Annotated in this window: 22 protein-coding genes, 1 tRNA gene and 1 pseudogene; 11 read left to right on the top strand and 13 right to left on the bottom strand. The window is 70.4% G+C overall.

Annotated features, from left to right (window positions below; genetic code table 11):
* From IEY78_RS34215 to IEY78_RS06250, 4 genes and pseudogenes are all read right to left on the bottom strand, one after another.
* A pseudogene (locus IEY78_RS34215) lies at positions 1–292 on the bottom strand (hypothetical protein); the annotation flags it as partial.
* A 316-nt stretch (positions 293–608) separates the two neighbouring features.
* Complete coding sequence (locus tag IEY78_RS06260; protein ID WP_189096576.1) at positions 609–1184, bottom strand: hypothetical protein; 576 nt, start codon at positions 1182–1184, stop codon at positions 609–611.
* 803 nt (positions 1185–1987) lie between these two features.
* Entirely contained in the window at positions 1988–2161 is a 174-nt protein-coding gene (locus IEY78_RS06255) for a tectonin domain-containing protein (RefSeq protein WP_268240254.1), read from the bottom strand.
* Between the two features lie 346 nt (positions 2162–2507).
* Positions 2508–2771 (bottom strand): hypothetical protein, encoded by a 264-nt coding sequence (locus IEY78_RS06250; RefSeq protein WP_189096575.1) that lies wholly within the window; start codon positions 2769–2771, stop codon positions 2508–2510.
* 635 nt (positions 2772–3406) lie between these two features.
* Between IEY78_RS06250 and IEY78_RS06245 the strand changes: the two genes are divergently transcribed.
* Positions 3407–3976: a DUF5994 family protein gene (locus IEY78_RS06245; RefSeq protein ID WP_189096574.1), complete on the top strand. Its 570-nt coding sequence runs from the start codon at positions 3407–3409 to the stop codon at positions 3974–3976.
* A 92-nt stretch (positions 3977–4068) separates the two neighbouring features.
* Here the strand turns inward: IEY78_RS06245 and IEY78_RS06240 are convergent, their stop codons facing one another.
* Both IEY78_RS06240 and IEY78_RS06235 read right to left on the bottom strand, forming a co-directional pair.
* Positions 4069–4839 carry a pentapeptide repeat-containing protein gene (locus tag IEY78_RS06240; RefSeq protein WP_189096573.1) on the bottom strand — a complete coding sequence of 257 codons (771 nt, stop codon included), beginning with the start codon at positions 4837–4839 and terminating at the stop codon, positions 4069–4071.
* A gap of 50 nt (positions 4840–4889) precedes the next feature.
* The gene (locus IEY78_RS06235) at positions 4890–5960 is read right to left on the bottom strand and encodes an ABC transporter permease (RefSeq protein ID WP_189096572.1); all 1071 of its coding nucleotides are present in this window, start codon (positions 5958–5960) and stop codon (positions 4890–4892) included.
* 152 nt (positions 5961–6112) lie between these two features.
* Between IEY78_RS06235 and IEY78_RS06230 the strand changes: the two genes are divergently transcribed.
* Positions 6113–6559, top strand: a complete 447-nt coding sequence (locus tag IEY78_RS06230) for a MarR family winged helix-turn-helix transcriptional regulator (RefSeq protein WP_229699739.1) — start codon at positions 6113–6115, stop codon at positions 6557–6559.
* A gap of 431 nt (positions 6560–6990) precedes the next feature.
* Here the strand turns inward: IEY78_RS06230 and IEY78_RS06225 are convergent.
* Positions 6991–7064, bottom strand: a tRNA-Gly gene (locus tag IEY78_RS06225).
* Between the two features lie 258 nt (positions 7065–7322).
* On the opposite strand from IEY78_RS06225, the gene IEY78_RS06220 reads away from it, so the two are divergent.
* The 4 genes from IEY78_RS06220 to IEY78_RS06205 all read left to right on the top strand — a co-directional run bounded on the left by IEY78_RS06220 (position 7323) and on the right by IEY78_RS06205 (position 10589).
* Positions 7323–7481 carry a hypothetical protein gene (locus IEY78_RS06220; RefSeq protein WP_006604620.1) on the top strand — a complete coding sequence of 53 codons (159 nt, stop codon included), beginning with the start codon at positions 7323–7325 and terminating at the stop codon, positions 7479–7481.
* 180 nt (positions 7482–7661) lie between these two features.
* Positions 7662–8237 (top strand): dCTP deaminase, encoded by a 576-nt coding sequence (gene dcd, locus IEY78_RS06215; protein WP_189096571.1) that lies wholly within the window; start codon positions 7662–7664, stop codon positions 8235–8237.
* Between the two features lie 81 nt (positions 8238–8318).
* The gene (locus IEY78_RS06210) at positions 8319–8816 is read left to right on the top strand and encodes a phosphoribosyltransferase (RefSeq protein WP_189096570.1); all 498 of its coding nucleotides are present in this window, start codon (positions 8319–8321) and stop codon (positions 8814–8816) included.
* 267 nt (positions 8817–9083) lie between these two features.
* A complete protein-coding gene (locus IEY78_RS06205; RefSeq protein ID WP_229699773.1) occupies positions 9084–10589 on the top strand; it encodes a ricin-type beta-trefoil lectin domain protein in 1506 nt (501 codons plus the stop codon).
* Between the two features lie 116 nt (positions 10590–10705).
* Here the strand turns inward: IEY78_RS06205 and IEY78_RS06200 are convergent, their stop codons facing one another.
* The 4 genes from IEY78_RS06200 to IEY78_RS06185 all read right to left on the bottom strand — a co-directional run bounded on the left by IEY78_RS06200 (position 10706) and on the right by IEY78_RS06185 (position 16423).
* Entirely contained in the window at positions 10706–11638 is a 933-nt protein-coding gene (locus tag IEY78_RS06200; RefSeq protein ID WP_189096857.1) for a Yip1 family protein, read from the bottom strand.
* Between the two features lie 99 nt (positions 11639–11737).
* Positions 11738–12457, bottom strand: a complete 720-nt coding sequence (locus tag IEY78_RS34960) for a GNAT family N-acetyltransferase (protein ID WP_308426861.1) — start codon at positions 12455–12457, stop codon at positions 11738–11740.
* Positions 12458–12633: 176 nt separating this feature from the next.
* Positions 12634–13959 (bottom strand): VCBS repeat-containing protein, encoded by a 1326-nt coding sequence (locus IEY78_RS06190; RefSeq protein WP_189096569.1) that lies wholly within the window; start codon positions 13957–13959, stop codon positions 12634–12636.
* 196 nt (positions 13960–14155) lie between these two features.
* Complete coding sequence (locus IEY78_RS06185; RefSeq protein WP_189096568.1) at positions 14156–16423, bottom strand: (Fe-S)-binding protein; 2268 nt, start codon at positions 16421–16423, stop codon at positions 14156–14158.
* A 289-nt stretch (positions 16424–16712) separates the two neighbouring features.
* On the opposite strand from IEY78_RS06185, the gene dnaK reads away from it, so the two are divergent.
* The 4 genes from dnaK to IEY78_RS06165 are packed head-to-tail and all read left to right on the top strand — an operon-like array spanning position 16713 to position 20894.
* Positions 16713–18569, top strand: coding sequence for a molecular chaperone DnaK (dnaK, locus tag IEY78_RS06180; protein ID WP_159744689.1), 1857 nt, complete (start codon positions 16713–16715; stop codon positions 18567–18569).
* Positions 18566–19225, top strand: coding sequence for a nucleotide exchange factor GrpE (gene grpE / locus IEY78_RS06175; RefSeq protein WP_189096567.1), 660 nt, complete (start codon positions 18566–18568; stop codon positions 19223–19225). Before dnaK ends, grpE begins: the two co-directional genes overlap by 4 nt.
* 45 nt (positions 19226–19270) lie before the next feature.
* Positions 19271–20440, top strand: a complete 1170-nt coding sequence (dnaJ, locus tag IEY78_RS06170; RefSeq protein WP_189096566.1) for a molecular chaperone DnaJ — start codon at positions 19271–19273, stop codon at positions 20438–20440.
* Position 20441: 1 nt separating this feature from the next.
* Positions 20442–20894, top strand: coding sequence for a heat shock protein transcriptional repressor HspR (locus IEY78_RS06165; protein WP_189096565.1), 453 nt, complete (start codon positions 20442–20444; stop codon positions 20892–20894).
* An 81-nt stretch (positions 20895–20975) separates the two neighbouring features.
* On the opposite strand, the gene IEY78_RS06160 is transcribed toward IEY78_RS06165, so the two are convergent.
* On the bottom strand, positions 20976–21380 hold the full coding sequence (locus tag IEY78_RS06160; RefSeq protein ID WP_189096564.1) for a hypothetical protein: 405 nt from the start codon (positions 21378–21380) through the stop codon (positions 20976–20978).
* Between the two features lie 240 nt (positions 21381–21620).
* Positions 21621–22025, bottom strand: a complete 405-nt coding sequence (locus IEY78_RS06155; protein ID WP_189096563.1) for a pyridoxamine 5'-phosphate oxidase family protein — start codon at positions 22023–22025, stop codon at positions 21621–21623.
* A gap of 270 nt (positions 22026–22295) precedes the next feature.
* Here IEY78_RS06155 and clpB point away from each other — a divergent pair, with 270 nt between their 5' ends.
* Positions 22296–24926, top strand: coding sequence for an ATP-dependent chaperone ClpB (clpB, locus tag IEY78_RS06150; protein WP_189096562.1), 2631 nt, complete (start codon positions 22296–22298; stop codon positions 24924–24926).
* Positions 24927–24940: the final 14 nt, after the last annotated feature.

Genomic DNA, 24940 nt, shown 5'->3' with positions numbered 1-24940 from the left:
CCGGCTTAGATAGCCTCTTAGTGTATCCCACGCCATGTGACAAAATCGTCAAGTTGCTTTTGAGGTAGTGCAGTTGACCGCCGAAACTAGCGGAGATGGCAAGGTCTACGGGCGTGCGCAGGGCCTGGTCCCATGGCATTACGGGCAGGTTCAACTCGGCGAAAAGCTTCCGGGTTCCGCCTTGGAAGACGGATGATTCCGTCGAGGTAATCAGCAGTTGCACCCGGAAGTCGTCGTGGAACAGCGGGAGTACGTCCAACAGACGCCCGGCAGAGGCGATGTTGTGCACCACCAGCAGAACGCGGCGGTGCGCTGTCCGGCTGACCCAACGATCGGAGCCTTCCCCGACCGGCACGCGTATCACCGGGGGATCGGTTGGCCCCACTGGTCACCTCCTGTTGGCTGCACAGCGCCCGCCGCACTTCCCGATCACCCTAGCCAGGCACGGCTGGCGGCATAACTCTGCGTGGCACACCGCTCCTCCCGTTGGCACGGCTCTCTTCCCGTTGGGTGCGAGGCCGGCGGTGGCCACGATCCGGCGCACCACGTCTGTCCACTGACATGGCCCGACGCCGTGCACGCGCAACCTCGATGTCTCCGTTCCGGCACTACGGAGACGGTGAGGAGGCTGAGGGCGTCGCCGGTTCGGTGGATCGTCGGACATGAAGGCGCGAGACGGCTTCTGCCTCGCGCGTGGCGAACTCTCGCTGCCTGCTGCGGGCCCGTCGAAGAGAGCGGATCGCCTCTGTTGTGGCCACCGCCACGGGCAGGAGAGTGATGAAGGCGAGGCCGGCAGCGATGGCCAGCAGGCAGAACTGTGCTGTTGTCGGGTCCGCCCCGCTGATCTTTCCTGGCCCGCCGCTCTCGGCCAACCAGCTCAACGCGTCGATCACGCATATGACCATGATGATCCCGAGGTAAGTCCACGCCGCGTAGAGAAGGGTCGATGGCAGCGCACGTCGGTCCTGCCGACCGACGGATTTCCAGTCTCTGCGCGCTTGGGTGAGGCCCGCCTCGTCCTCGACGGCGGCGATGGCGCCGAGACACTCCGCCGCCAGACGATCCCGCTCGTCGCGCACCGCCCACACACGTTTCATCACCTGGTGAACTTCGACAGTTCCGATCGCCCAGACGACAGGTGCCACGGCTGCGACAGTTGTCGCGTAAGGCTCAGACATATCCACGCCATCATTCTGCGATCTGGATAGGTGAGCCGCCCTTGGATTCCTGGGGCCCTGAAGCCAGCCTTCATGAGAATCACGATCGCCACCGCTCCTGCGGGTCATCCCCAACGCGCAGCGGACTTCGGCTAAAGGGCTGGCGGGGCTGGCCCTGGATGAAGATGACTTGCCCCAGCCGTGCGCCTCGGGCCTGCGCTACGACCTCCGAGCAGACGATCATGACGGGAGGGGCGCGTGGGGCGCGGGTTCATCGTTGCAGGCCGCCCAGCAGTGCGTAACGCAGGTCACGAAGAGTGCTTCTCGCGATTCGAGATGATGGCCGATCAAGTCGTGCCGCAAGGGTCCGCGAGTGTCAATTCGCCTTGGCAAGCGCTGGGTTATGGCAGGAGAATGGCGCGCAGCATAAAAATGGTCCAGACACCAAACAAGGCCCAGGTCGCCGACCTGGGCCTCAACTATGGAGCGGGTGACGGGAATCGAACCCGCGCTCTGAGCTTGGTAATCAACAGGGCCTGGGGCGATTATTCGCCTCTGGCCTGCCCATACGCTGCTTGCCTCCATCGTCCGGCCGTGTCCTGTCGCGCCCCTCGTGAACGGTGTTGACCGGGCTGAAGGGCGCGGACGGGGCACGGTCGTTCGCGACACCTTGTGGTGTGGCGTCTTTGGCCGCCGATCGGTGACGAAGGGTGGCATCCAGGCATCCGCTGTACCGTCAGATTGCGCACGCAACCCTGGTAGGGATTCAGGGACTTCCACATCGTCCCGCCGGCGCCTTGTCGTCCGGGACCTCCTGGTCGCACTACGAGTCAGCTCGGCTGGTCTCCGGTGTAGCGGTAGATCCCGCCGACAGAATTGACGTGCCAGACGATGCCGTCTGCGCCTACGCCGATGTCCACGGCCTTGCCGGGGATGCCGATCCAGGGGTTGGTGTCGTGTCCGGTGTACCGGTACATCTGGCCCAGGGAGTTCACTCCCCACACATGAGTCCTGGACCCCACCTAGATCGTCGTGAGACCACCAGAGACTTGCTTCCAGTAGCACCAAAAATCGCTGTTTGTTCGTTTTAGCGCCCAGTATGTCCAGGCAGCGGCTCGCCTCCACCGCAAGCAGGAGACCGGACACCGTAACCCACAAGGATCAGAACGGAGGCCCTCCGGCGGCCTGGCGTAGCCGGAACACCTAGAGATCATTTAAGGGCCAGTCGCTAGCCGGTCAGTAGGGATGCAACAACGGAAGGGCCTTCGAACTCTTCCGCCGACCTCTTCCGCGACGGCATCCACGATGACTTCGTCGCAGACCGGCACAGTGCACCGCCAGGCATGTGCCTCAGATTTCGTCCGCCTGCGGTCGGTTGTCCCCGGTCGTCCGACCGGCTGCCAGCCAGGATCGCGCGGGGTGGGAGGGGTGTGTGGTGTCCACGGTGAGGTGGAGGCGGGTTCCGCCGTCGCTGCCGGCGGGGTAGCTGCGCTGTTCAGTGGTGGCGAAGGAACGGCGGATCGCCTCCGCGACCTGGCGGGCGGTCTCCGGGGAGGCGGCGACGATACGGACCTCGGCGCGCCCGGCCGAGGGCAGTGCTTCCGCGGGCTTCATGGTGACCTCCTGGTCAGCGCCTGGTGATGTGGCGCAGCGTTTGGCGCGCGGTGATGTCACGCCCCGTGCTCCGGTCGGGCCGGCGGCGTTGCGAGCCCCGGCCTCCGCGTCCTGGCCCGACCTCCCCGTTGCGGCGCCGCCGTCGGTCTCCCACTCCTCTTCCCGGCTTCGCGTCTCCCGCGCGTCACGGGCCGCGTCCTCGTCGGTCAGCTGCCTGCCGGCGGTACGTGGAAGTGCGGCCGCCGGTGTCAGGGGCAATCGGGGCGCCGGCGGAGGGGGACGTGCTCAGAGCTTGTCGTCGTAGGGCCGATGGTCACGGTCACGGCGCGGACCTGCCCCGGGCGCCTCGTCGACTGCCCGGTGTCGTCGCTCGCCGGAAACGGCACCTGCAAGGGAGCCGGTACGCGAAATACTCCCGGTCTCTTCAGCGTACTCCGGCCTGAGACCGCCGAGCACGCGTCTGACCAGGTATTTCCCTGCTGTGAGCTCAGCGCGCACGCGTCGGCCCAGCGCATGGGCCGTATGCCGGCCCGCGGAGTACGGTGAAACCACCGCGGCCACCCCACATCGACAGCCACGCCGACATGGCCACGGGCGATCAGCGGACGTACGTACCGCAGACGAGCGAGCACACCATGGCTGACTCCGAAACTCCGGACCCCTCCAGGTTTCTGCCGGAAGCGATCCATCAGTCGGTCAAGCCCGGAACCGCACTGCTGAGGCTTGAGACGACCCGGTCCCGCGAGGGCGTTCTCGACGGGGCGTGGTGGCCGCGATCCCGCGATATCGGTGCCGAGCTGCCCAGTCTGATCAGCGCGTTGACCGAGCACCTCGGCCCCGTCCTGCGCGTGGGCCTGGATACGAACGCGTGGGAGGAGCTGCCGACGCGGCTGATCATCGATGACCGGGTCGTGCACATCGACTCCTTCCCGGTGGGTGACGACACCGTGCTCATCACCCGCGGCGATCAGGACTACTTCTCCCTGTTGGTGGTCCCGCCACAGGCCACGCCTGAAGCAGCCGCCGCCGCAATGGCCAGGGCGGTCCAAGCCGACAACGTCGCCCAGGCCGAACAGATCCTCGTCAGCACGGGCACGGGCACGGGCACGGGCACCGGCCCAGCGCGCACGAGCCCCGCGGACGATCATGAGGGCGGCCGGGGACGCAGTGATTCGACCCGGCAGGCCGGATCGGCGGCGGAGTGACCGGTGTGCGGATGAGCGCGACCACGACCGTGGATGTCGCCTGCCTCGGCCGCCCGGCGCCGGCACCCCGCGCCGCGGGCCGTGGTGGGGGTTCAGCCGATGACGTTCAGGCCGAGGGCAGTGCAGATGTGGGCGGCCTGGTCCGGGGAGATGACGGCGCCGCGGAACTGTGCGGCGATGGCGATGGTGAGTTCGCCGAGGTCGGCGCCGCGTAGATCTGCGCCGGTGAAGTCGGCGGCCCGTAGGTTGGCTTCGGCGAGACGGCAGTCTTCGAGGATGCAGTCGCGGAAGTCGACGCCGCCGAGGTCGGCCTCGGTGAAGCGGATGCCGACGAGGTGGGCGCCGCGCAGGCTCAGGCCGTTGAGGTTGGCGACGGCCAGGTTGCAGCGGGTGAGTTGGAGGCCCAGGCCGCGGTGGCCGGTGAGGCGTGCTCCGATCATCCGGCAGCCGGTGAAGGAGGCGTCGGCGAGCAGGGCGCCGCCCCATTTGGTGTTGGCCAGGTCGGCGCTGTCGCAGGTGAGGTCGCCGCAGTCGGCGTCGGTGAATTTGGCGCCGGCGGCGCTGCCGCCCTGCCAGCGGACCTGATCGAGCAGGGCGCCGGTGAAGTCGGCTGCTGCGGCGGTGCAGTCGGTGAAGACGGCTTCGGGGAGGTGGGCGCCGCGCAGGTTGGCTTCGGTGAAGGTGCAGCGGGTGAACGTCCGGGGGCGGGGATCGCGGCGCAGGGCGGGGCGCAGGTCCAGGCCGGTGAAGTCGAGTCCGGTCAGGTCGGTTTCGGTGGCGAGCTGCGTCAGCGGGTCACCCTGCTGCCCGGCCGGGTCGGTGTCGTGGCCCTGGGGGTGGAACGGCGGGGGTACTTCGGTCACGGGTGCGGCCTCGCTCTGCGGTGTCGGGGTGGGTGTGCGCGGGAGCGCGGTCAGTGGGAGGGGGCAGGGTCGGGGGCCTGCCGGGGCAGGGCGTCCGTGTCGTTGCGGGGGCCGGTGCGGCGGGCCTTGAGGGTGTCGTAGGCGAGGGTCAGCAGGAGGCCGGCGAGGGCCCACAGGGCGAGGGTGAGCCAGTAGCGGCCGATGCCTTCGCTGCCGAAGTACATGATCTGGCGCAGGCTGCCGGAGGTTGAGGTCATCGGCAGCAGGTCGTGCAGGGCGCGGATGGGGGCGGGCATGGTTGCGATGGGCAGGGCCGCTCCGGAGGCGGGCATCCCCAGGAACATGAAGATCGCGACGGCGGGCAGCGGGGTCATCCGCCCGCAGAAGCGGGAGAGGAACACGGTGGCCATGCCGACGGCCATCACGGTGAGCCAGCCGGTGAGGAGGATGGCGGGGGCGAAGCCGTGCACGGCGCCCAGGATCGGTCCGGTGATGAGCCAGACGGCGATCGCGGCGGCGGCACCGAAGGCGGCGAGCGCGGCCACCGTGCGCCGGCGGGTGAGTCCGGTACCGAACACGGTGGAGAGCATGACCGCCGACAGGTATCCCGCCAGGGTCAGGCCGATCGCGGCGTACATGGTGCTGGTGTCGCTGGTGTCGTCGGTGCTGAGCGGGACCAGGTCGCGGACCTGGAGGAACTGGTGCTGCTGGACGGCGGCGTTCGTGAACGGCGCGGCGGCCAGGTTGACTTGGGCGGCACCGGCGGCCGAGGCGGTATAGAGCACCGGGCCGCTCGGGCGTGGCGGCTGGGCGAACGTCGTGCTGGGCGTGCCCGCGGCGCGGTCACCGGGCGCCGGCGTGGGCACGTAGGCGGCCGCCACGGCCCGGTGCGCCACCAGCTGCCGGGCCCGTTCGGCGGAGGCGACGGTGCTGACGTCGTATGCGTCGCCCAGGCCCTTTCGCAGGGAAGCTGTCAGCGGTCCGGTCTGCGCCGGTGGTCCGGCGACCGCGATCTTCAGGTGGTGCGGGGTCGGTGCGTGCATCGCGGCGGTGTAGATGCCGACCAGCAGCACGGCCATCGCGAACGGGAACAGCAGCACCCGGGCTATCGGCCGGACCATGTCTCCTCCTTGGAATGTCTGGGCGCTGCCATGTGGAGCGCCCCTCGACGAGAATGCATCTCTCAAGATACATCTCTTGTGATGCATTACTGTAGATGTATCATCCAAGATGTTCCCCAAGGAGGGTGTGCGTGCTACCGCTGACCAGTCCCATGAACCTCGCTGACCTGCACCAACTCGGCAGGCGCCTCACCGCTGCCGCGACCTCGGCGATGAAGGACACCTCCGACCTGGGGCCGACCGAGCTGCTGGTCCTGGAGTGCCTCTACACCACCGGACCGCAGCCGGTGGGCGCCATCGCCCAGCGCACCGGCTTCGCCCAGAGCCGGGTCTCCACGGTGGTGGCGGCACTGCACAAGCGGGGCCTGGCCGAACTGGGAACCGACCCGGCCGACCGGCGCCGCACCGTCGCCAAGATCGCCGACCATGCCCGCACACAGGCCAAGGCAGCCAGGAGCCGGGACGCCGAACCGACACTCCGACAGCTGCTCCCCGCACTACCCGACGCGGACGTCGACGCGGTGATCGCCGCACTCGGAACACTCAATGCCGCGCTGGGCGAGGCGGCGCCAAGCACCTCCGGCGATCTCGACCTCTGACTTCCCGGCATGCCGCGACCCCGCACCTGGGAGACCGCCGGCCCACCTACAGCGGCGTGGCCCCTGCAGGCGGCGCCTCATCCGCTACGCCAAGCTGCCCGGGATGTCGGTGCGTGCGTGCCGGGCGCGGCGCCAACGGAGCTATACGCTCCCGCAATTCATCAGGGGCAAGATCGGCGACCTCCTCCCCAGGCTCGGCCCATGAAGATCGTCAGCCGGCACGCCGATCTCCTTCGAAGCGGCTGGTGAGGCGCATGACCGGCGACAATTGCGTCTCGCGATCCGAGGTGACGGCCGATCAACTCGCCCTGCGGGTCTCGCGGGCGTCAACTCGGTGCGCCAATCGGCGCCTTGTGGCACGCGAAGGGCACGCAGCCAAAAATGGTCCAGACAACAAACAAGCCCCAGGCCACTGACCTGGGGCTTCCGTATGGAGCGGGTGACGGGAATCGAACCCGCGCTCTGAGCTTGGGAAGCTCATGTTCTACCATTAAACTACACCCGCGTCATTCCGTCTCGCGTGGAGAGCGGAACATCGTCGCACACTCTACCCCATCGTCGCCCCGCGGTGCATTTGGCGTGCTCGGGAGGGGTGTCGGAGGTGGCACCGAGGGTGTGTGGCGGGGGCGCGTCGGGGGTGGGATGCGGGTGCGGGGTGCGGGAGTTGAGGCGTACGGTGGGGCGTCGGAGTGCCGCCTTCGAGGGCGCCCAGTTCATCCCCTAATGTGGCTTTTGTTGTCCACGCAGTTGGGAGAGGGACTTGATGGAGCGCACCGTCGTACGTTGTGCCGAGGGCCACGTGTTCAGCACCGCTTCGTTCCCGATGCAGACCACCGACCGGCTCGGTCCCGGACGGCTGTTGCGCTGCCCGCGCTGTGCTCGGCTGCGGCACTCGGTGCCCGTCGAGTACGCGAAGCGGTAGTCAGCGAGCGGAGCCATCGGCGGTGGCCGGTGGCGAGCGGTGGAGCGGCGGCGAGCAGGAGAGGCCGCGGCGGCCGTGACGAGCAGTAGCGATGTGGAGTGGAGCGAGGGCCCGGTCTCCCTGGGGAGGCCGGGCCCTCGTCGTGTGAGGAGGGGCCGGGCGGACGCGTATCCTCGTCTCGTGCTTCTCTCAGACAAGGACATCCGGGCCGAGATCGACGCTGGTCGGGTGCGCATCGACCCCTATGACGAATCGATGGTGCAGCCGTCCAGTATCGACGTGCGGCTCGACCGGTATTTCCGGGTGTTCGAGAATCACCGCTACCCGCACATCGACCCCGCCGTCGAGCAGTGCGATCTGACCCGTGAGGTCGTGCCCGAGGGCGACGAGGCGTTCATCCTGCACCCGGGCGAATTCGTGCTGGCCTCGACGTACGAGGTCATCACGCTGCCCGACGATCTTGCGTCCCGGCTCGAGGGGAAGAGCTCGCTGGGGCGGCTGGGGCTGCTGACGCATTCGACGGCCGGATTCATCGACCCGGGGTTCAGCGGTCATGTGACGCTGGAGCTGAGCAATGTCGCCACGCTGCCGATCAAGCTGTGGCCGGGCATGAAGATCGGGCAGCTGTGCATGTTCCGGCTGACCTCGTCGGCCGAGCACCCGTACGGCAGTGAGAAGTACGGCTCCCGCTACCAGGGGCAGCGCGGTCCGACGCCGTCCCGGTCGTTCAAGAACTTTCACCGTTCGCAGGTATGACACAGCCGCGTCGGTGTGGGGGCGCGCTCAACAGGGCGGGCGCGTGGCAGGGCGTGGACACAGAAGGTCTGAGAGAGATACGTGAGTGACGTGCGGGAGAACCTGACGTACGAGCGGTTCGGCGGGGCGATCCGCGAGCTGGCGCAGACGATCGCCGACGACGGGTACGAGCCCGATGTCGTGCTGTCGATCGCCCGCGGCGGCGTCTTCGTCGCCGGCGGTCTGGCGTACGCGCTGGACTGCAAGAACATCCACCTGGTGAATGTGGAGTTCTACACGGGGGTGGGGACCACCCTGGAGATGCCGGTCATGCTCGCGCCGGTGCCGAACGCGATCGACTTCTCGGACAAGAAGGTGCTGATCGCCGACGATGTCGCGGACACCGGCAAGACGCTCAAGCTGGTCCATGACTTCTGCCAGGGCACCGTGGCGGAGGTCCGCAGCGCGGTGATCTACGAGAAGTCGCAGTCGCTGGTGAAGTGCGAGTACGTGTGGAAGCGCACGGACGAGTGGATCAACTTCCCCTGGAGCGTCGAGCCGCCGGTCGTGCGGCGCGAGGGCCAGATACTCGACGCCTGAGCGCGGTGTGCGGGCGGTCGCCCGCGCCGCGCACGTACTTCCTCGGCACCCGATCACCGTACTCCGCACCGGAGTCGGCGGTCGGGTGCGTCGCTGTGTGCCGGATCCGGCCAATTCCGCTCCGGGTGTTCCGTGCGGGTCCGGCGGCGACTACAACCCGCGGTAACAGCAGACCGTAGGGGAGGGTCCATGGCGCGTGCGAGACGTGGGCGGGGGACGTTACGTGGGTGGCGCGAGGGGAGAGGGCGGCGGCTGCGGGCGGTGGTGATGACCTCGGCGGCGGCGCTGACCGTGGTGTGCACCGTGGCGGCGGGCGGGGCGGCGGCCGCGCCCGGGGCCGCGGGGCGGGCCGGGCCGGGCGGGACCTCGGCCGTCAAGGCGCTGTCTCCCGAGCTGGAGAAGATCCGGGCGCGGGAGGCGGCCCGGCTGTACGGGGATTCGGCCGAGCGGCCGGTGGGGGAGCGGAAGACCTCGTTGATCTCGCTGGGGGACAGTGAGATCTCGGGGGAGGGCGTCGGGACGTACGAGCCGGGCACCGACGGGCCGGACAACTGGTGCCACCGGTCCCCGGACTCGGCCATCCACCGGACCGGGATCGCGGCGGACGTGACGTACAACGCCGCCTGCTCGGGTGCCGGCACCGGCAACATCGTGATCGGCGGCAGCAAGCAGTACGCCGATGAGCTGGTGCAGAGCGACAGCCTCGCGATCGCGGCCCGGAACACCCGGCTGAAGATGGTGCTCCTGGTGGCCGGTGCCAACGACGATCTGCAGTTCGGGCCGGTGATGACGGACTGCGTGGAGCGCTGGTTCCTGCTGCAGGGCACCTGCGAGCAGAAGTACCAGCCGGGCTGGCAGGCGCGGGTCGACGGGCTGGTGCCGAAGGTCGAGCGGACGGTCGGGGACCTGCGGACCGTGATGCGGGACGCGGGCTACGCCGACGGTGACTACCGGCTCGTGGTGATGTCGTATCCGAGTCCGATCGGGCCGGACGTGACGGACAACCCGCATTACCCGGGGAAGCTGCCGGGCGGCTGTACGGGATACACCTCCGACGCGGGCTGGGGGCGCAATGCCGCGGTGCCCGGGTTCGAGAAGGGGATGCGGAAGGCCGCGCTCGGGGCGGGTGCGACCTATCTGGACGCCTCCCGGCTCTTCCACGGGCACGAGGTGTGCATGGAGGACACCTGGGCCCGCGGGCTGTGGGTGAACCTCACCAACCCCTTCCCGCCGAACGCGAACTCGGTGCGGCAGTCCTTCCACCCCAACGCCCGCGGGCACGGCGCGTTCGCCTCGTGCCTGACCCAGCTGTACGCGTCGGGGCTGCGGGAGGCGTCCTGTGCCGACTCGGCCAGCACCGGGCAGCCGACGCTGTACGCGGGGGCCTGGGACGACGCCTACCGGCCGCTGAAGAACGCCGCCACGGGCAGTTGTGTGGACGCCACCGGCGGTGCGAGCGCCAACGGGACCGCGGTCGTCGGCTGGGACTGCCACGGCGGGCGCAACCAGGGCTGGTGGTACGACCCCGAGCGGCGGTCGGTGCATGTGGAGCTGACCCAGGACCGGTGCCTGGACGTGCCCGGCGCCCGGTACGAGGCCGGGGCCGGTCTGGTGCTGTGGAACTGCTCGGGCGCGGCCAACCAGGAGTTCGTACGGACCGGCGGCACGATCCGGCCGGCCGCCGCGCCGTCGCTGTGCCTGGCGCTGGGCGCGGCGAAGGAGCCGCTGCGGCTGCGGGCGTGTGACGGGTCGGACGGGCAGCGGTTCGCGTAGGAGGCGGGGCGCGCCCTGGGGGACAACCCTTATGGCGAGGGGCCCGCTCCGGAGCCTGAGTGCTCCGGGGCGGGCCCCTCGCCGGTGGCCGGGTCGGCGTCAGCGCGTGCCGAGCGTCACAGCGTGCCGAGCTTCAGCAGGGCGAGCAGGGCGACCAGCTGGATCGCGGAGGCGCCGAGCGCCTTGGGCCAGGGCAGGTCGTGCGACTTGCTCACCATGCTGGTGAGCAGATAGCCGGTGGCGAGCCAGGTCAGCCAGCCCAGGACCTGCACCAGGGTGCTGTCGCCGCCGAGGAACATGGCGAAGAGCAGCCGGGGCGCGTCCGTGATCGTCATGATCAGCATGGCCAGGCCGATGGTCGGCTGCCAGGCGCCGTCCCCGCCGAGCTGGCGGGCCATGGTGTGGGTGACCGTGCCCAGGATCAGGCTGCCGATGATGAACATCACCGCGGTGATCAGCACCCAGGGGATGCTGTTGGACAGCGTGGCGTTCAGCACATCCTCGCGGGCCTTGTCGAAGCCGAAGACCGCGAGCAGGCCGTAGACGAAGGTGACGAGGAGGGCGGGGACCCAGACCGCGTGGTCGCGCATCTGCCAGAACGTGGCGTCGGGGCGCAGCACGATGCCGGAGAGCAGCTGCTTCCAGTGCAGCTTGGGGCCGGCCGGCGGTGCGGTGGTCTGCCCGGCGCGGTAGGTGCCGCCGGCCGCGTACGCGGCGTCGGGACCGTTGTCGTACCCGCCCGGCTGCGTGCCGTAGGCGTCCGGCGCCTCGCCGACGCTGAACTGCTGGGTGTGACCCGGGTTGTCGTTCGTGTACGGCGCGTAGGACTGCTGGGGGTGGTAGCCGCCGTCGCCGAAGTACTCGGGCTCGCCGTGCTGCCCGTGCGGCTGCTGCTGCCCGCCGTACTGCGGCTGCGGCGCCTGCTGCCACTGCCCGTGCGGTGGTGGGGGCTGCTGCCCGTACGGCCCTTGCTGTCCGTACGGGGCCTGCTGCCCCTGCTGCCCTTGCTGTCCGTTCTGCGCGGGGCGGGCATCCCGTCCGCGACCCATCCTGAATCCAGCCACGTACTCGAAAGTACCTGGTCCGCGCGGATCGGGTGGCGGAGCAGGGGGATCGGGGCGGGGTTTGCTGCTGACCTGTGACATCCCCTAGGGGGTTCCCCGAGGGGGAACGGGCGCGGCGGCGGGTGTCCAGCGGAGGGTGAGCTGCGGCAGGTTCTCCATGTTGGCGCTGCCGTCGTCCGTGGCCACGACGCGGAAGCCGTGGTGGGCGTAGAACGCCCGGGCCTCCGTGTTGAGTTGGAAGACGTGCAGGGACAGGCCGGCCGGGCGGTGGCGCCGGGCCGCGGCGAGCAGCAGGCTGCCGATGCCGGCGCGGCGGACGTCCGGGCGCAGGTAGAGCTGGTCGAGCAGCTCGCCGCGGACGCTGGCGTAGCCGAGGATCTCCGCGCCACGGGCGGCGACGACGGTGTGGCACTGCGGCAGGACGATCTCCCGGATCCAGCGGGTGACCTCGGCGTGGGTGCGGCGCTGAGGCGGCAGGTAGGGCATGGTGACCTGCCGCGATGCCAGGTGGACGGCGGCTATCGCCGGGGCGTCGACGGGCAGGGCGAGCCGGATGGCCAGCGGCGGGGCGGGGGCGGCAGCGGGTGCGCCGCCGGTGCTCATGTTCATGCTCATGTTCACTTTCGGAGTCACGTTCGTGCCGGTGCCGGTGCCGGTGCCGGTGCCGATTCCGGAGTCGGGGTCGAGGCCGGGGCCAGGGTCGGAGCCGGAGTCGGGGCCGGGGTCGTCAGGGTTGCCGGTGTCCGGAGCGCTGCCGGTGGCCGTGGCTGTGCCCGGACCGGCATGGGAGCCCGCATTGTCCATGCCGTCATGGTCGGGTGGTGCCTCGGGGGCGGGCAACTGCATTGTTCAAGAGGTGGATTGGCGGGGTGCTGACGGCGGGTCGGACGGTCCGTGAACGGTGGCGGTCGCGCGCCCACGGCCACCGCGCGCCTGAGTGCCGGTCAGGAACCGTGTCCCGCACGGTGGTCATGGCCCCCTCAGCGGGCGGTGAAGTCCGCCGTGGTGAAGGAGAAGGCGAGCTTCGGGGCGGGGCCAGAAGGGCCGCCGGGGTGGACCGTCACCCTGTCGTGGGTGTGGCCGCGCCGGGTCAGCAGCACGAGGTCGGCGCGGTGGTCGCCGTCGAAGTCGGTGAGGGCGAGGACCGTGGAGCGCGAGCCGCCCGCCCCGGGCAGGCGGGGCACCGGGAGGCGGTGCACGGCGGTGGACAGCCCCTTCGCGGAGCCGGCGAGGAAGGCGGGTCGGGCGCCGCCTATGACGAGGTCGGTGTAGTCGTCGCCGGTCACCTCGGCGGCGGCGAGCGTGGGCGTGCCGCCCGTGTCCGTCCGCAGCGTGCCGGGGCGGCCGGCGACGGACAGCCGGCCGTCGGCGCCGGCGGTGACCGCCGTCGCGCGACCGCCGGCGGAGAAGCGGCCGAAGACCGTGGCGTACCCGGGCGGATAGGCGGCCGGGCCCGCGCGGAGCGGGCCGCGGGGGCCGCCGAGCGCCAGGCGGCTGCGGGCCGCGCGGCCGGGGCCGGCGGCGCGCACGAGGAGGTCGTCGGCGCCGTCGTGATCGAGGTCGGTGGCGGCGGAGAGGGGAGCCGCGGGGGCCAGGGCGGTGCCGGGGACGGCGATCGGTGCGCCGGCCGCCTCGGGAGCGCCGGAGCGGCTGAACGGGCCGCGGAGATAGCTGATCCGGGGGCCGGAGGCGGTGACGGCCAGGTCCTGGGCGCCGTCCCCGTCGAAGTCGCCGCAGACGGGCTGGTCGGGCCATTCGTTGCCGAAGCGGGCCCGGGCGGGGATGCGCAGCCGCACGGCACGGGAGGCGCCGAGGCCCCGCGGCGAGCCGAAGAGGAGCTGGACGGGGACGGGCGGGCGGCCGATGCCGTCGTACGGCGGGTCGGTGGTGACGACGAGGTCGCTGAAGCCGTCCCGGTCGAGATCGCAGACCGTCTCGGCCTCGAAGGACGCGGGCACGGTGGCGCCGGTGGGCGCGGCGTTGCGGGCCGGGGTGAGCAACTCCCGGGTGGCCGGGGCGAGTCCGTGCGCGGAGCCGTAGACGATGCCGATGCCCGGGTCGTCGTCATGGCCCCCGGAGGGCGCCAGCAGGCTGTCGACGACGAGGTCGGGATGGCCGTCCCCGTTGAAGTCCTGGGCGGTGGTGCTGCCGTGGCCGGCGGGGACGGGGCGCGCGGCGGGGAGCGAGGAGGCGCGGTGCCGGGCGGCGGGACGGCCGGCACCGGAGGAGCCGAAGGGATGGCAGGAGCTGAGGAGCAGGGCGAGCGCGAGCCCGCACCCCGCTGCCACCGCGGACCGTCCTCGCATGCCGTCCCCACCCCGTTCGCTCGTGCTGTCGTCGTGGCGTGCTTCGCCGCCCCTGATGCTCCCCGGCGGCCGGATCTCCCGCAACGCCGGCCGCCGGCCTGTGGAAAACACCGGCCGTCCGCCTGTGGAAAAGGCCGGCGGCCGGCCCCGTACCTCTACGGGACCGGCCGCCGGCCGGCGTGCTTGCACCGTGCGGCTACTGCACCGGCTCCGGCTCGGGGGCGTCCTCGGACTCCTCGTCGCCCGCCGGGTCGACGGGGGTCTTGACGGAGTCCAGCAGCAGCTGGGCGACGTCGACGACCTGGATGGATTCCTTCGCCTTGCCGTCGTTCTTCTTGCCGTTGACCGAGTCGGTCAGCATGACGAGGCAGAAGGGGCAGGCGGTCGAGACGATGTCGGGGTTGAGCGACAGGGCCTCGTCGACGCGCTCGTTGTTGATGCGCTTGCCGATGCGCTCTTCCATCCACATCCGGGCACCGCCGGCGCCGCAGCAGAAGCCGCGCTCCTTGTGGCGGTGCATCTCCTCGTTCCGCAGGCCCGGCACCTTGGCGATGATCTCGCGCGGCGGGGTGTAGACCTTGTTGTGGCGGCCCAGGTAGCAGGGGTCGTGGTAGGTGATCAGACCCTCGACCGGCGTGACGGGGGTCAGCTTGCCCTCGTCGACGAGGTGCTGGAGCAGCTGGGTGTGGTGGATGACCTCGTACTCGCCGCCCAGCTGGGGGTACTCGTTCGCGATGGTGTTGAAGCAGTGCGGGCAGGTCGCGACGATCTTCTTCGACGCCTTGGGCTTCTTGGTCGACTCGTCCTCGTCATCCTCGCCGAAGGCCGCGTTCAGCGTCGCGACGTTCTCCGCGCCGAGCTGCTGGAAGAGGAATTCGTTGCCCAGGCGGCGCGGCGAGTCACCGGTGCACTTCTCGTCGCCGCCCATGATCGCGAACTTCACGCCCGCGATGTGGAGCAGCTCGGCGAAGGCCTTGGTGGTCTTCTTGGCGCGGTCCTCCAGGGCGCCGGCGCAGCCGACCCAGTAGAGGTACTCGACCTCGGTGAGGTCCTCGATGTCCTGGCCGACGACCGGAACCTCGAAGTCGACCTCCTTGGTCCAGGCCAGGCGCTGCTTCTTGGCCAGGCCCCAGGGGTTGCCCTTCTTCTCCAGGTTCTTCAGCATCGTGCCCGCCTCGCTGGGGAAGCTGGACTCGATCATGACCTGGTAGCGGCGCATGTCGACGATGTGGTCGATGTGTTCGATGTCGACCGGGCACTGCTCGACGCAGGCGCCGCAGGTGGTGCAGGACCACAGGACGTCGGGGTCGATGACCCCGTTCTCCTCCAGCGTGCCGATCAGCGGGCGCTCGGCCTCGGCCAGGGCGGACGCCGGGACACCGGCGAGCTGCTCGGCACTCGCCTTCTCGTTGCCCTCCTCGTCCTTGCCGCCGCCCGCGAGCAGGTACGGGGCCTTGGCGTGGGCGTGGTCGCGCAGCGACATGATCAGGAGCTTGGGCGACAGCGGCTTGCCGGTGTTCCAGGCGGGGCACTGCGACTGGCAGCGGCCGCACTCGGTGCAGGTGGAGAAGTCGAGCAGGCCCTTCCAGGAGAAGTGCTCGACCTGGGAGACGCCGAACTGGTCGTCCTCGCCCGGGTCCTCGAAGTCGATCGGCTTGCCGCCGGTGGTCATCGGCTGCAGCGCGCCGAGCGCCACGGCGCCGTCCGCCTCCCGCTTGAACCAGATGTTGGGGAACGCCAGGAAGCGGTGCCAGGCCACACCCATGTCGGTCTTGAGCGAGACCGTGATCATCCAGATGAAGGACGTCGCGATCTTGAGACCGGCGAAGAAGTAGGTGAGGTTCTGCAGCGTGCCGAGGCCCAGCCCCTTGAGGGCCGCGACCAGCGGGTACGAGAGGAAGTACGCGGCCTCGTAGTGGTCGACGCCGTGCTGGGCGCCCTCCAGGGCGCGCAGCGTCATGATGCAGACGCCGACGATGAGGATGACGGCCTCGACGAAGTACGCCTGGCCGATGTTGGAGCCGGCGAAGCGGGACTTGCGGCCGGCCGCGCCGGGCCGGCTCAGCTGCCGGATGACGATCAGGGCGATGATGCCCAGGGTCGTCGCCGTGCCCATCGCCTCGACGAACATCTCCCACGGCAGCCAGGTGCCGATGACCGGCAGCAGCCAGTCGGCCTGGAAGAGCTGGCCGATGGCGTTGACGATCGTCAGCAGCAGGGTGAGGAAGCCCACCGCCACGAACCAGTGCGCGACGCCGACGACGCCCCAGCGGTTCATGCGCGTGTGGCCGAGGAACTCCTTGGCCACCGTGACGGTCCGCTGGGCGGGAGCGTCGGTCCGGGTGCCGGCGGGTACCGGCTGGCCCAGTCGCATCTGGCGGTAGATCTGCAGCAGGGCGCGGCCGAACAGCGCCACGGCGACCGCGATGAGCACCAGCGACACGATGATCGCGGCGAGTTGCATGGGAGGCTCCTCGTACCTGCGAGAGCGGAAATTCGGAGAGAACTACTAAGCGGTAACTTTTTGGGTCTGCCGCTGAGGTTACCTATTCTCCCTGGCCCCATGAAGCCGCCCGGCCGGTGATCTGCGTCGCGAAGGCAACCCTCTGTGGCCCTGCCGGCGTCTCCGTGAAGGCGTAGTGACGATAAGCGCTATATAAAACTTGAGCGCCGCCGACTCACCTCTGTTGACAGGATTTCTTCCGTGCTGCACTGTTGAGCCTGTTCCACTCAAGTCAGCTGGAGGAATTGAAATGGCACGTGCGGTCGGCATCGACCTGGGCACGACGAACTCCGTCGTCAGTGTTCTCGAAGGCGGTGAGCCCACCGTCATCACCAACGCCGAGGGCGCCAGGACCACGCCGTCCGTCGTCGCCTTCGCCAAGAATGGCGAGGTGCTGGTCGGCGAGGTCGCGAAGCGCCAGGCGGTCACCAACGTCGACAGGACCATCCGGTCGGTCAAGCGCCACATGGGCACCGACTGGAAGATCGACATCGACGGCAAGGGCTTCAACCCGCAGCAGATGAGCGCCTTCATCCTGCAGAAGCTCAAGCGCGACGCCGAGTCGTACCTCGGGGAGAAGGTCGTCGACGCGGTCATCACCGTTCCGGCCTACTTCAACGACTCGGAGCGCCAGGCCACCAAGGAGGCCGGTGAGATCGCGGGCCTCAACGTCCTGCGCATCGTCAACGAGCCCACCGCGGCCGCCCTGGCCTACGGCCTGGAGAAGGACGACCAGACCATCCTGGTCTTCGACCTCGGTGGCGGTACCTTCGACGTCTCGCTGCTGGAGATCGGCGACGGCGTCGTCGAGGTGAAGGCCACCAACGGTGACAACCACCTCGGTGGTGACGACTGGGACCAGCGCGTCGTCGACTACCTGGTCAAGCAGTTCCAGAACGGCCACGGCGTCGACCTGGCCAAGGACAAGATGGCGCTCCAGCGCCTGCGCGAGGCCGCCGAGAAGGCGAAGATCGAGCTGTCGTCCTCCACGGAGACGACGATCAACCTTCCCTACATCACCGCCTCCGCCGAGGGCCCGCTGCACCTGGACGAGAAGCTCACCCGCTCGCAGTTCCAGCAGCTCACCTCGGACCTCCTGGACCGCTGCAAGACGCCGTTCCACAACGTGATCAAGGACGCGGGTATCAACCTGTCCGAGATCGACCACGTGGTCCTGGTCGGCGGCTCGACCCGTATGCCGGCCGTCGCCGAGCTGGTCAAGGAGCTGACCGGCGGCAAGGACGCCAACAAGGGCGTCAACCCGGACGAGGTCGTCGCCATCGGCGCCACCCTCCAGGCCGGTGTCCTCAAGGGTGAGGTCAAGGACGTCCTCCTGCTGGACGTCACCCCGCTGTCCCTCGGTATCGAGACCAAGGGCGGCATCATGACCAAGCTCATCGAGCGCAACACCACGATCCCGACCAAGCGGTCCGAGATCTTCACGACGGCCGAGGACAACCAGCCGTCCGTGCAGATCCAGGTCTACCAGGGCGAGCGCGAGATCGCGGCGTACAACAAGAAGCTCGGGATGTTCGAGCTGACCGGTCTGCCGCCGGCCCCTCGCGGGGTCCCGCAGATCGAGGTCTCCTTCGACATCGACGCCAACGGCATCATGCACGTGACCGCGAAGGACCTGGGCACGGGCAAGGAGCAGAAGATGACCGTCACCGGCGGCTCCTCGCTGCCGAAGGACGAGGTCGACCGGATGCGCCAGGAAGCCGAGCAGTACGCGGACGAGGACACCAAGCGCCGCGAGGCCGCCGAGACCCGCAACCAGGCCGAGCAGCTCGTCTACCAGACCGAGAAGTTCCTCAAGGACAACGAGGAGAAGGTCCCGGGCGAGGTCAAGACCGAGGTCGAGGAGGCCCTCACCGAGCTGAAGGAGAAGCTCAAGGGTGAGGACACCGCCGAGATCCGCACGGCCACCGAGAAGGTCGCCGCGGTCTCGCAGAAGCTGGGCCAGGCCATGTACGCCGACGCCCAGGGCGCGGCCGGTGCCGAGGGCGCGGCCGGTGCCGAGGGCGCCGAGCAGGCCAAGGCCGAGGACGATGTCGTGGACGCCGAGATCGTCGACGACGAGAAGCCGAAGAAGGACGGTGCCGCGTGACGGAGGAGACCCCGGGCTTCGACGAGAAGCCCGACGTCCCTTCCGACGCCGCTCCCGAAGACGCGGCGCAGGCCGAGTCCGCCGACAAGGCGGGCTCGGCCCCGGCCGGGGACGTAACGGACATAGCGCTCCAGGCGCAGCTGGACCAGGTGCGTACGGCGCTCAGCGAGCGCACGACGGACCTCCAGCGGCTCCAGGCGGAGTATCAGAACTACCGCCGTCGGGTGGAACGGGACCGGGTGACGGTCAAGGAGATCGCCGCGGCGAACCTCCTGTCCGAACTCCTTCCCACCCTCGACGACGTCGGCCGTGCGCGTGAGCACGGCGAGCTGGTCGGCGGCTTCAAGTCGGTGGCCGAGTCGCTGGAGACCGCGGTCGCCAAGCTGGGTCTGCAGCAGTTCGGCAAGGAGGGCGAGCCCTTCGACCCGACGATCCACGAGGCGCTGATGCACTCGTACGCGCCGGACGTCACCGAGACGACGTGCGTGGCGATCCTGCAGCCCGGGTATCGCATCGGTGAACGAACGATCCGCCCCGCGCGGGTCGCCGTCGCCGAGCCGCAGCCGGGTGCGCAGGGCACCAAGTCCGGATCCGACGACGACTCATCGGGCGCCAAGGCTCCGGACGAGGAGAACGGTGGCCCGGACGAGGGCTGACGTGAGCGAAGACAGGAAAACCGTGCGGGAGGAGGGACGTCGGGGATGAGCACCAAGGACTTCGTCGAGAAGGACTACTACAAGGTCCTCGGCGTCCCGAAGGACGCCACCGAGGCGGAGATCAAGAAGGCCTACCGCAAGCTCGCCCGCGAGTTCCACCCGGACGCCAACAAGGGCGACGCCAAGGCGGAGGAGCGCTTCAAGGAGATCTCCGAGGCCAACGACGTCCTGGGCGACAGCAAGCGCCGCAAGGAGTACGACGAGGCGCGGGCGCTGTTCGGCAACGGCGGGTTCCGGCCGGGACCCGGCGGGGGCGGCGGCAACTTCAACTTCGACCTGGGTGACCTCTTCGGGGGCAGCCAGGGCCAGGGCGGCGGCGGTTTCGGCGGCGGCCTGGGCGACGTCTTCGGCGGCCTGTTCAACCGCGGCGGGACCGGCCCGCGCACCCACGCGCGCCGTGGCCAGGACATCGAGTCCGAGGTGACGCTCAGCTTCACCGAGGCGGTCGACGGGGCCACGGTCCCGCTGCGGATGTCCAGCCAGGCGCCGTGCAAGGCGTGTTCGGGCACCGGCGACAGAAACGGTACGCCGCGGGTCTGCCCGACCTGTGTCGGCACCGGCCAGGTCAGCCGGGGCGCGGGCGGTGGCTTCTCGCTCACCGATCCGTGCGCCGACTGCAAGGGCCGGGGCCTGATCGCCCAGGACCCCTGCGAGGTCTGCAAGGGCAGCGGGCGCGCCACCAGTGCCCGCACGATGCAGGTCCGCATCCCCGCGGGCGTCTCCGACGGGCAGCGCATCCGGCTGCGCGGCAAGGGCGCCCCGGGCGAGCAGGGCGGTCCGGCCGGCGATCTGTATGTGGTCGTGCATGTCGACGCGCACCCCGTCTTCGGCCGCAAGGGCGACAACCTCACCGTGACGGTGCCGGTCACCTTCCCGGAGGCCGCGCTCGGCGGTGAAGTCAAGGTGCCGACGCTGGGCGGTCCGCCGGTGACGCTGAAGCTGCCGGCCGGCACCCCCAACGGGCGCACCATGCGGGCCCGGGGCAAGGGCGCGACCCGCAAGGACGGCACCCGCGGTGATCTGCTGGTCACCATCGAGGTGCTGGTCCCCGGTGACCTCAGCGACCAGGCCAAGGCGTCGCTGGAGTCGTATCGCGAGGCGACCGCGGGCCCGGACCCGCGGGCGGAGCTGTTCCAGGCCGCGAAGGGAGCATGAGATGGACAGCCGGGGCGGGCAGCGTCGTAACCCGTACGAACTGACCGAAGAGTCGCCGGTGTACGTCATCTCCGTCGCGGCCCAGCTCTCCGGCCTGCATCCGCAGACCCTCCGGCAGTACGACCGGCTGGGGCTGGTCTCGCCCGACCGCACGGCCGGGCGGGGCCGCCGCTATTCGGCCCGGGACATCGAACTGCTCCGCACGGTGCAGCAGTTGTCCCAGGACGAGGGCATCAACCTCGCCGGCATCAAGCGCATCATCGAGCTGGAGAACCAGGTCGCGGCCCTGCAGCAGCGGGTCGTCGAGCTCCAGGGCGCCCTGGAGGGCGCGGCCAGCACGATGCAGCAGCGGGAGGCGGCGGTGCACGCCTCCTACCGGCGCGATCTGGTGCCGTATCAGGATGTGCAGCAGACCAGTGCGCTGGTGGTCTGGCGGCCCAAGCGGTCCGAGTAACGGGCCGGCCGGGCGGCCGTCCGGCGCGGGAAACGGCGAAGGGCCGGGGAGACCCGGCCCTTTTCGCTGTGCGGGGGCGGTTCAGCGGCCGCTGTATCCGGCGGTCGGCATCGACAGCCGCCGGTGCACATGGGACTTCATCGCGAGGGTGTAGACCGGCTCGTCGAGGTCCGCGGTCTCCAGCCGGACGCCGGCCGCGGCGCACCGGGCGCTGAACTCGTCGGCGCCGTGGATGGCGTTCTCCAGCGCCCGCCGGTTGGGCGCCACGAACACGTCGACCAGGCCCTCCTCGACGTCCCGCCACAGCGCGCCGTGGTCGGCGCGCAGCTGGTGCAGGCTCAGGCGGCAGGTGAGGTGGTACGCACGGGCCGCCGCCCACTGGCTGCACATGTCGTGCTGGCTGCGGTCGTCGACCAGAAACGGATCCTCGTCCAGTTCGGACAGCGGCATCAGGCAGGCGATCGCCGTGACTCGGACCGAGTTCATCGTGCCCCCCGGGGCGTGGCGACTGTGGGGGCGACGATACCCCCGTGGACGGCCCGTGGTGGAGGGGCTGTACCGGGTGGAGAGGCGTATCCGCAGGCGTGGCAGATCTTCCAGCCGTCCTGATTGACGGCGAGCTGCCCGCCGCAGCGGGGGCAGAGCTCGGCCCGGGGCCGCGGCGGGGCGGGGCCGGGACGGTGCGGAGCGGTCGTCACGGAGCGCGGGGCCGGCGCCACGGGGCGCTCAGGCCCGGCCCATGGCGCGGGTCACCGCGATCTCGATCATGACGCGGTCGGGGTTGGGGGCCGGCGTCCGCCCGTACCGCTCGGCGTAGCGGCGCACCGCGTCGGCCACCGACTCGGCGTCCGTCCGCACCCGCGCCCGGCCCTCCAGCGTCGCCCAGCGCCCCTTGTCGACCTGGCAGACGGCCACCGCGGCGCCGTCCGCGCCGGCGGCGAGGACGTTCTTGACCTTGGTGCTGTCCTTGCGGGTGATGATCCGCGCGATCCGCTGCCCGGCGTCGTAGGTGACGCCCACGGGGACGACGTGCGGGGTGCCGTCCGGGCGGGGGGTGGTGAGCGTCGGCATCAGATACTCGCCCCAGAAGGCGAGGTATTCGGGGCTGAGGGCGCTGAGGTCGTGGGCCATGGGGGCAAGCGTAGTTCGCGGCCGGGGCGGTGGTCCGGGCCCGGCGGGGCGCGGCCGCTCCGCCCACGGCGCGATCGCGCGGTGACGGCGGGTGCACCGGGGGTCACTCGGGGGGAGCGGGCGCGCCGGGCGGGGGCCGGCACTCCCGAAACAGCCTTGAGTGCACTAGACTCAACTTATCGCATGCCGGTGTGAGCAGGAAGCGCCGGGACCGGGCGCCGGGCCGGGCGTCGTGGCTGTTCAGGACGAGTCGAGGAGGATCACGCGCACGTGGACGCCGAGCTGACCAACAAGAGCCGGGAGGCGCTGAGCGCCGCCAATGAGCGGGCGGTCGCCGCCGGGCACGCGGACATGACGTCCGCGCATCTCCTGCTCGCGCTGCTGGCCGGGCAGGACAACGAGAACATCATGGACCTGCTGTCCGCGGTCGAGGCGGACGCCGCGGCCCTGCGCAACGGGGCCGAGCGGCAGCTCGCCGCGCTGCCCAGCGTGCAGGGCTCGACGGTCGCGCCGCCGCAGCCGGACCGCGATCTGCTGGCCGCCATCGCGGACGCCACCCAGCGCGCCAAGGAGCTCGGTGACGCCTATGTCTCCACCGAGCACCTCCTGATCGGTATCGCGGAGAAGGGCGGGCGGACCGGCGAGCTGCTGGCCCAGCAGGGCGCGTCCGCCAAGAAGCTGCTGGCCGCCTTCGAGGCCAGCCGCGGCGGGCAGCGGGTGACCAACGCCGACCCGGAGGGCACGTACAAGGCGCTGGAGAAGTTCGGCACGGACTTCACCGCGGCCGCCCGGGAGGGCAAGCTCGACCCGGTCATCGGCCGGGACCACGAGATCCGGCGGGTGGTGCAGGTGCTCTCCCGCCGCACCAAGAACAACCCGGTGCTGATCGGCGAGCCGGGCGTCGGCAAGACCGCCGTCGTCGAGGGGCTGGCGCAGCGGATCGTCAAGGGCGACGTGCCCGAGTCGCTGCGCAACAAGCGGCTGGTCGCGCTGGACCTGGGGGCGATGGTCGCGGGGGCCAAGTACCGCGGTGAGTTCGAGGAGCGGCTGAAGACCGTCCTGGCCGAGATCAAGTCCAGCGAGGGCCAGATCATCACCTTCATCGACGAGCTGCACACGGTCGTCGGCGCGGGCGCCGGCGGCGACTCGTCCATGGACGCCGGCAACATGCTCAAGCCGATGCTGGCCCGCGGTGAGCTGCGCATGGTCGGCGCCACCACCCTCGACGAGTACCGCGAGCGGATCGAGAAGGACCCGGCGCTGGAGCGGCGCTTCCAGCAGGTGCTGGTCGCCGAGCCGACGGTCGAGGACACGGTGGCCATCCTGCGCGGGCTCAAGGGCCGCTACGAGGCCCACCACAAGGTGCAGATCGCGGACTCCGCGCTGGTCGCCGCCGCCTCCCTCTCCGACCGCTACATCACCTCCCGGTTCCTGCCCGACAAGGCCATCGACCTGGTCGACGAGGCCGCCTCCCGGCTCCGGATGGAGATCGACTCCTCGCCCGTGGAGATCGACGAGCTCCAGCGCGCCGTCGACCGGCTCAAGATGGAGGAGCTGGCGCTGCGGAACGAGACCGACGCCGGCTCCGTCCAGCGCCTGGAGAAGCTGCGCAAGGACCTCGCCGACAAGGAGGAGGAGCTGCGCGGGCTGACCGCCCGCTGGGAGAAGGAGAAGCAGAGCCTCAACCGCGTCGGCGCGCTCAAGGAGAAGCTCGACGAGCTGCGCGGGCAGGCCGAGCGCGCCCAGCGCGACGGCGACTTCGACACCGCCTCCAAGCTGCTCTACGGCGAGATCCCGGGCCTGGAGCAGGAGCTGGAGGAGGCGGCCGCCGCCGAGGCGGAGCAGGAGGCCTCCAAGGAGTCCATGGTCAAGGAGGAGGTCGGGCCCGACGACATCGCGGATGTGGTGGGCGCCTGGACCGGTATCCCGGCCGGCCGGCTGCTGGAGGGCGAGACGCAGAAGCTGCTGCGGATGGAGGAGGAGCTGGGCAGGCGGCTGATCGGCCAGACCGAGGCCGTCCGGTCGGTCTCCGACGCCGTCCGCCGCACCCGCGCCGGCATCGCCGACCCCGACCGCCCCACGGGCTCCTTCCTCTTCCTCGGCCCCACGGGTGTCGGCAAGACCGAGCTGGCCAAGGCCCTCGCGGACTTCCTCTTCGACGACGAGCGGGCGATGGTCCGCATCGACATGTCGGAGTACGGCGAGAAGCACAGCGTCGCGCGGCTGGTCGGCGCGCCGCCCGGCTACGTCGGCTACGAGGAGGGCGGCCAGCTCACCGAGGCGGTCCGCCGCCGCCCGTACTCCGTCGTGCTGCTGGACGAGGTGGAGAAGGCCCACCACGAGGTCTTCGACGTGCTGCTGCAGGTCCTCGACGACGGGCGGCTCACCGACGGCCAGGGCCGCACGGTCGACTTCCGCAACACCATCCTCATCCTGACCTCCAACCTCGGCTCGAACTTCCTGATGGACCCGCTGCTCAAGGAGGAGCAGAAGACGGAGAGGGTGCTGGAGACCGTGCGGGCCTCCTTCCGGCCCGAGTTCCTCAACCGCCTCGACGACGTGGTGGTCTTCCACCCGCTCGGCACCGACCAGCTCCAGCGGATCGCCCGGATCCAGCTGGACCACCTCCAGCGCCGCCTCGGCGACCGCCGGCTGACGCTGGACGTCACCGACCGCGCCCTGACCTGGCTCGCCTGGCTCGGCCAGGAACCGGTCGTCGACGGCCCGGCCCCGGACATGTCCTACGGCGCCCGGCCGCTGCGCCGCCTGGTCCAGACGGCCATCGGCGACCCGCTCGCCCGGGCCATCCTGTCCGGCGAGGTGCTCGACGGGGACACCGTGCGGGTGGACGTGGACGGCGATCAGCTGTCCGTGGAGCCGGTGCGGCACGGCGCGGGCTGAGCGGGGCGCCGCGG

It is taken from the genome of Streptomyces kronopolitis (assembly GCF_014646275.1).
Lineage (GTDB): Bacteria > Actinomycetota > Actinomycetes > Streptomycetales > Streptomycetaceae > Streptomyces > Streptomyces kronopolitis.
Note: the sequence above shows the minus strand (reverse complement) of the source record. Positions and strands in the feature narration are given on the sequence as shown.

Coding starts and splice junctions, on each gene's coding strand:
- IEY78_RS06250 (WP_189096575.1), bottom strand. CDS start 2,771: ATGAAGCCCGCGGAAGCACTGCCCTCGGCCGGGCGCGCCGAGGTCCGT.
- IEY78_RS06245 (WP_189096574.1), top strand. CDS start 3,407: ATGGCTGACTCCGAAACTCCGGACCCCTCCAGGTTTCTGCCGGAAGCG.
- IEY78_RS06235 (WP_189096572.1), bottom strand. CDS start 5,960: ATGGTCCGGCCGATAGCCCGGGTGCTGCTGTTCCCGTTCGCGATGGCC.
- IEY78_RS06230 (WP_229699739.1), top strand. CDS start 6,113: ATGAACCTCGCTGACCTGCACCAACTCGGCAGGCGCCTCACCGCTGCC.
- IEY78_RS06220 (WP_006604620.1), top strand. CDS start 7,323: ATGGAGCGCACCGTCGTACGTTGTGCCGAGGGCCACGTGTTCAGCACC.
- IEY78_RS06205 (WP_229699773.1), top strand. CDS start 9,084: ATGACCTCGGCGGCGGCGCTGACCGTGGTGTGCACCGTGGCGGCGGGC.
- IEY78_RS06200 (WP_189096857.1), bottom strand. CDS start 11,638: ATGGGTCGCGGACGGGATGCCCGCCCCGCGCAGAACGGACAGCAAGGG.
- IEY78_RS34960 (WP_308426861.1), bottom strand. CDS start 12,457: ATGGACAATGCGGGCTCCCATGCCGGTCCGGGCACAGCCACGGCCACC.
- IEY78_RS06190 (WP_189096569.1), bottom strand. CDS start 13,959: ATGCGAGGACGGTCCGCGGTGGCAGCGGGGTGCGGGCTCGCGCTCGCC.
- IEY78_RS06185 (WP_189096568.1), bottom strand. CDS start 16,423: ATGCAACTCGCCGCGATCATCGTGTCGCTGGTGCTCATCGCGGTCGCC.
- dnaK (WP_159744689.1), top strand. CDS start 16,713: ATGGCACGTGCGGTCGGCATCGACCTGGGCACGACGAACTCCGTCGTC.
- dnaJ (WP_189096566.1), top strand. CDS start 19,271: ATGAGCACCAAGGACTTCGTCGAGAAGGACTACTACAAGGTCCTCGGC.
- IEY78_RS06165 (WP_189096565.1), top strand. CDS start 20,442: ATGGACAGCCGGGGCGGGCAGCGTCGTAACCCGTACGAACTGACCGAA.
- IEY78_RS06160 (WP_189096564.1), bottom strand. CDS start 21,380: ATGAACTCGGTCCGAGTCACGGCGATCGCCTGCCTGATGCCGCTGTCC.
- IEY78_RS06155 (WP_189096563.1), bottom strand. CDS start 22,025: ATGGCCCACGACCTCAGCGCCCTCAGCCCCGAATACCTCGCCTTCTGG.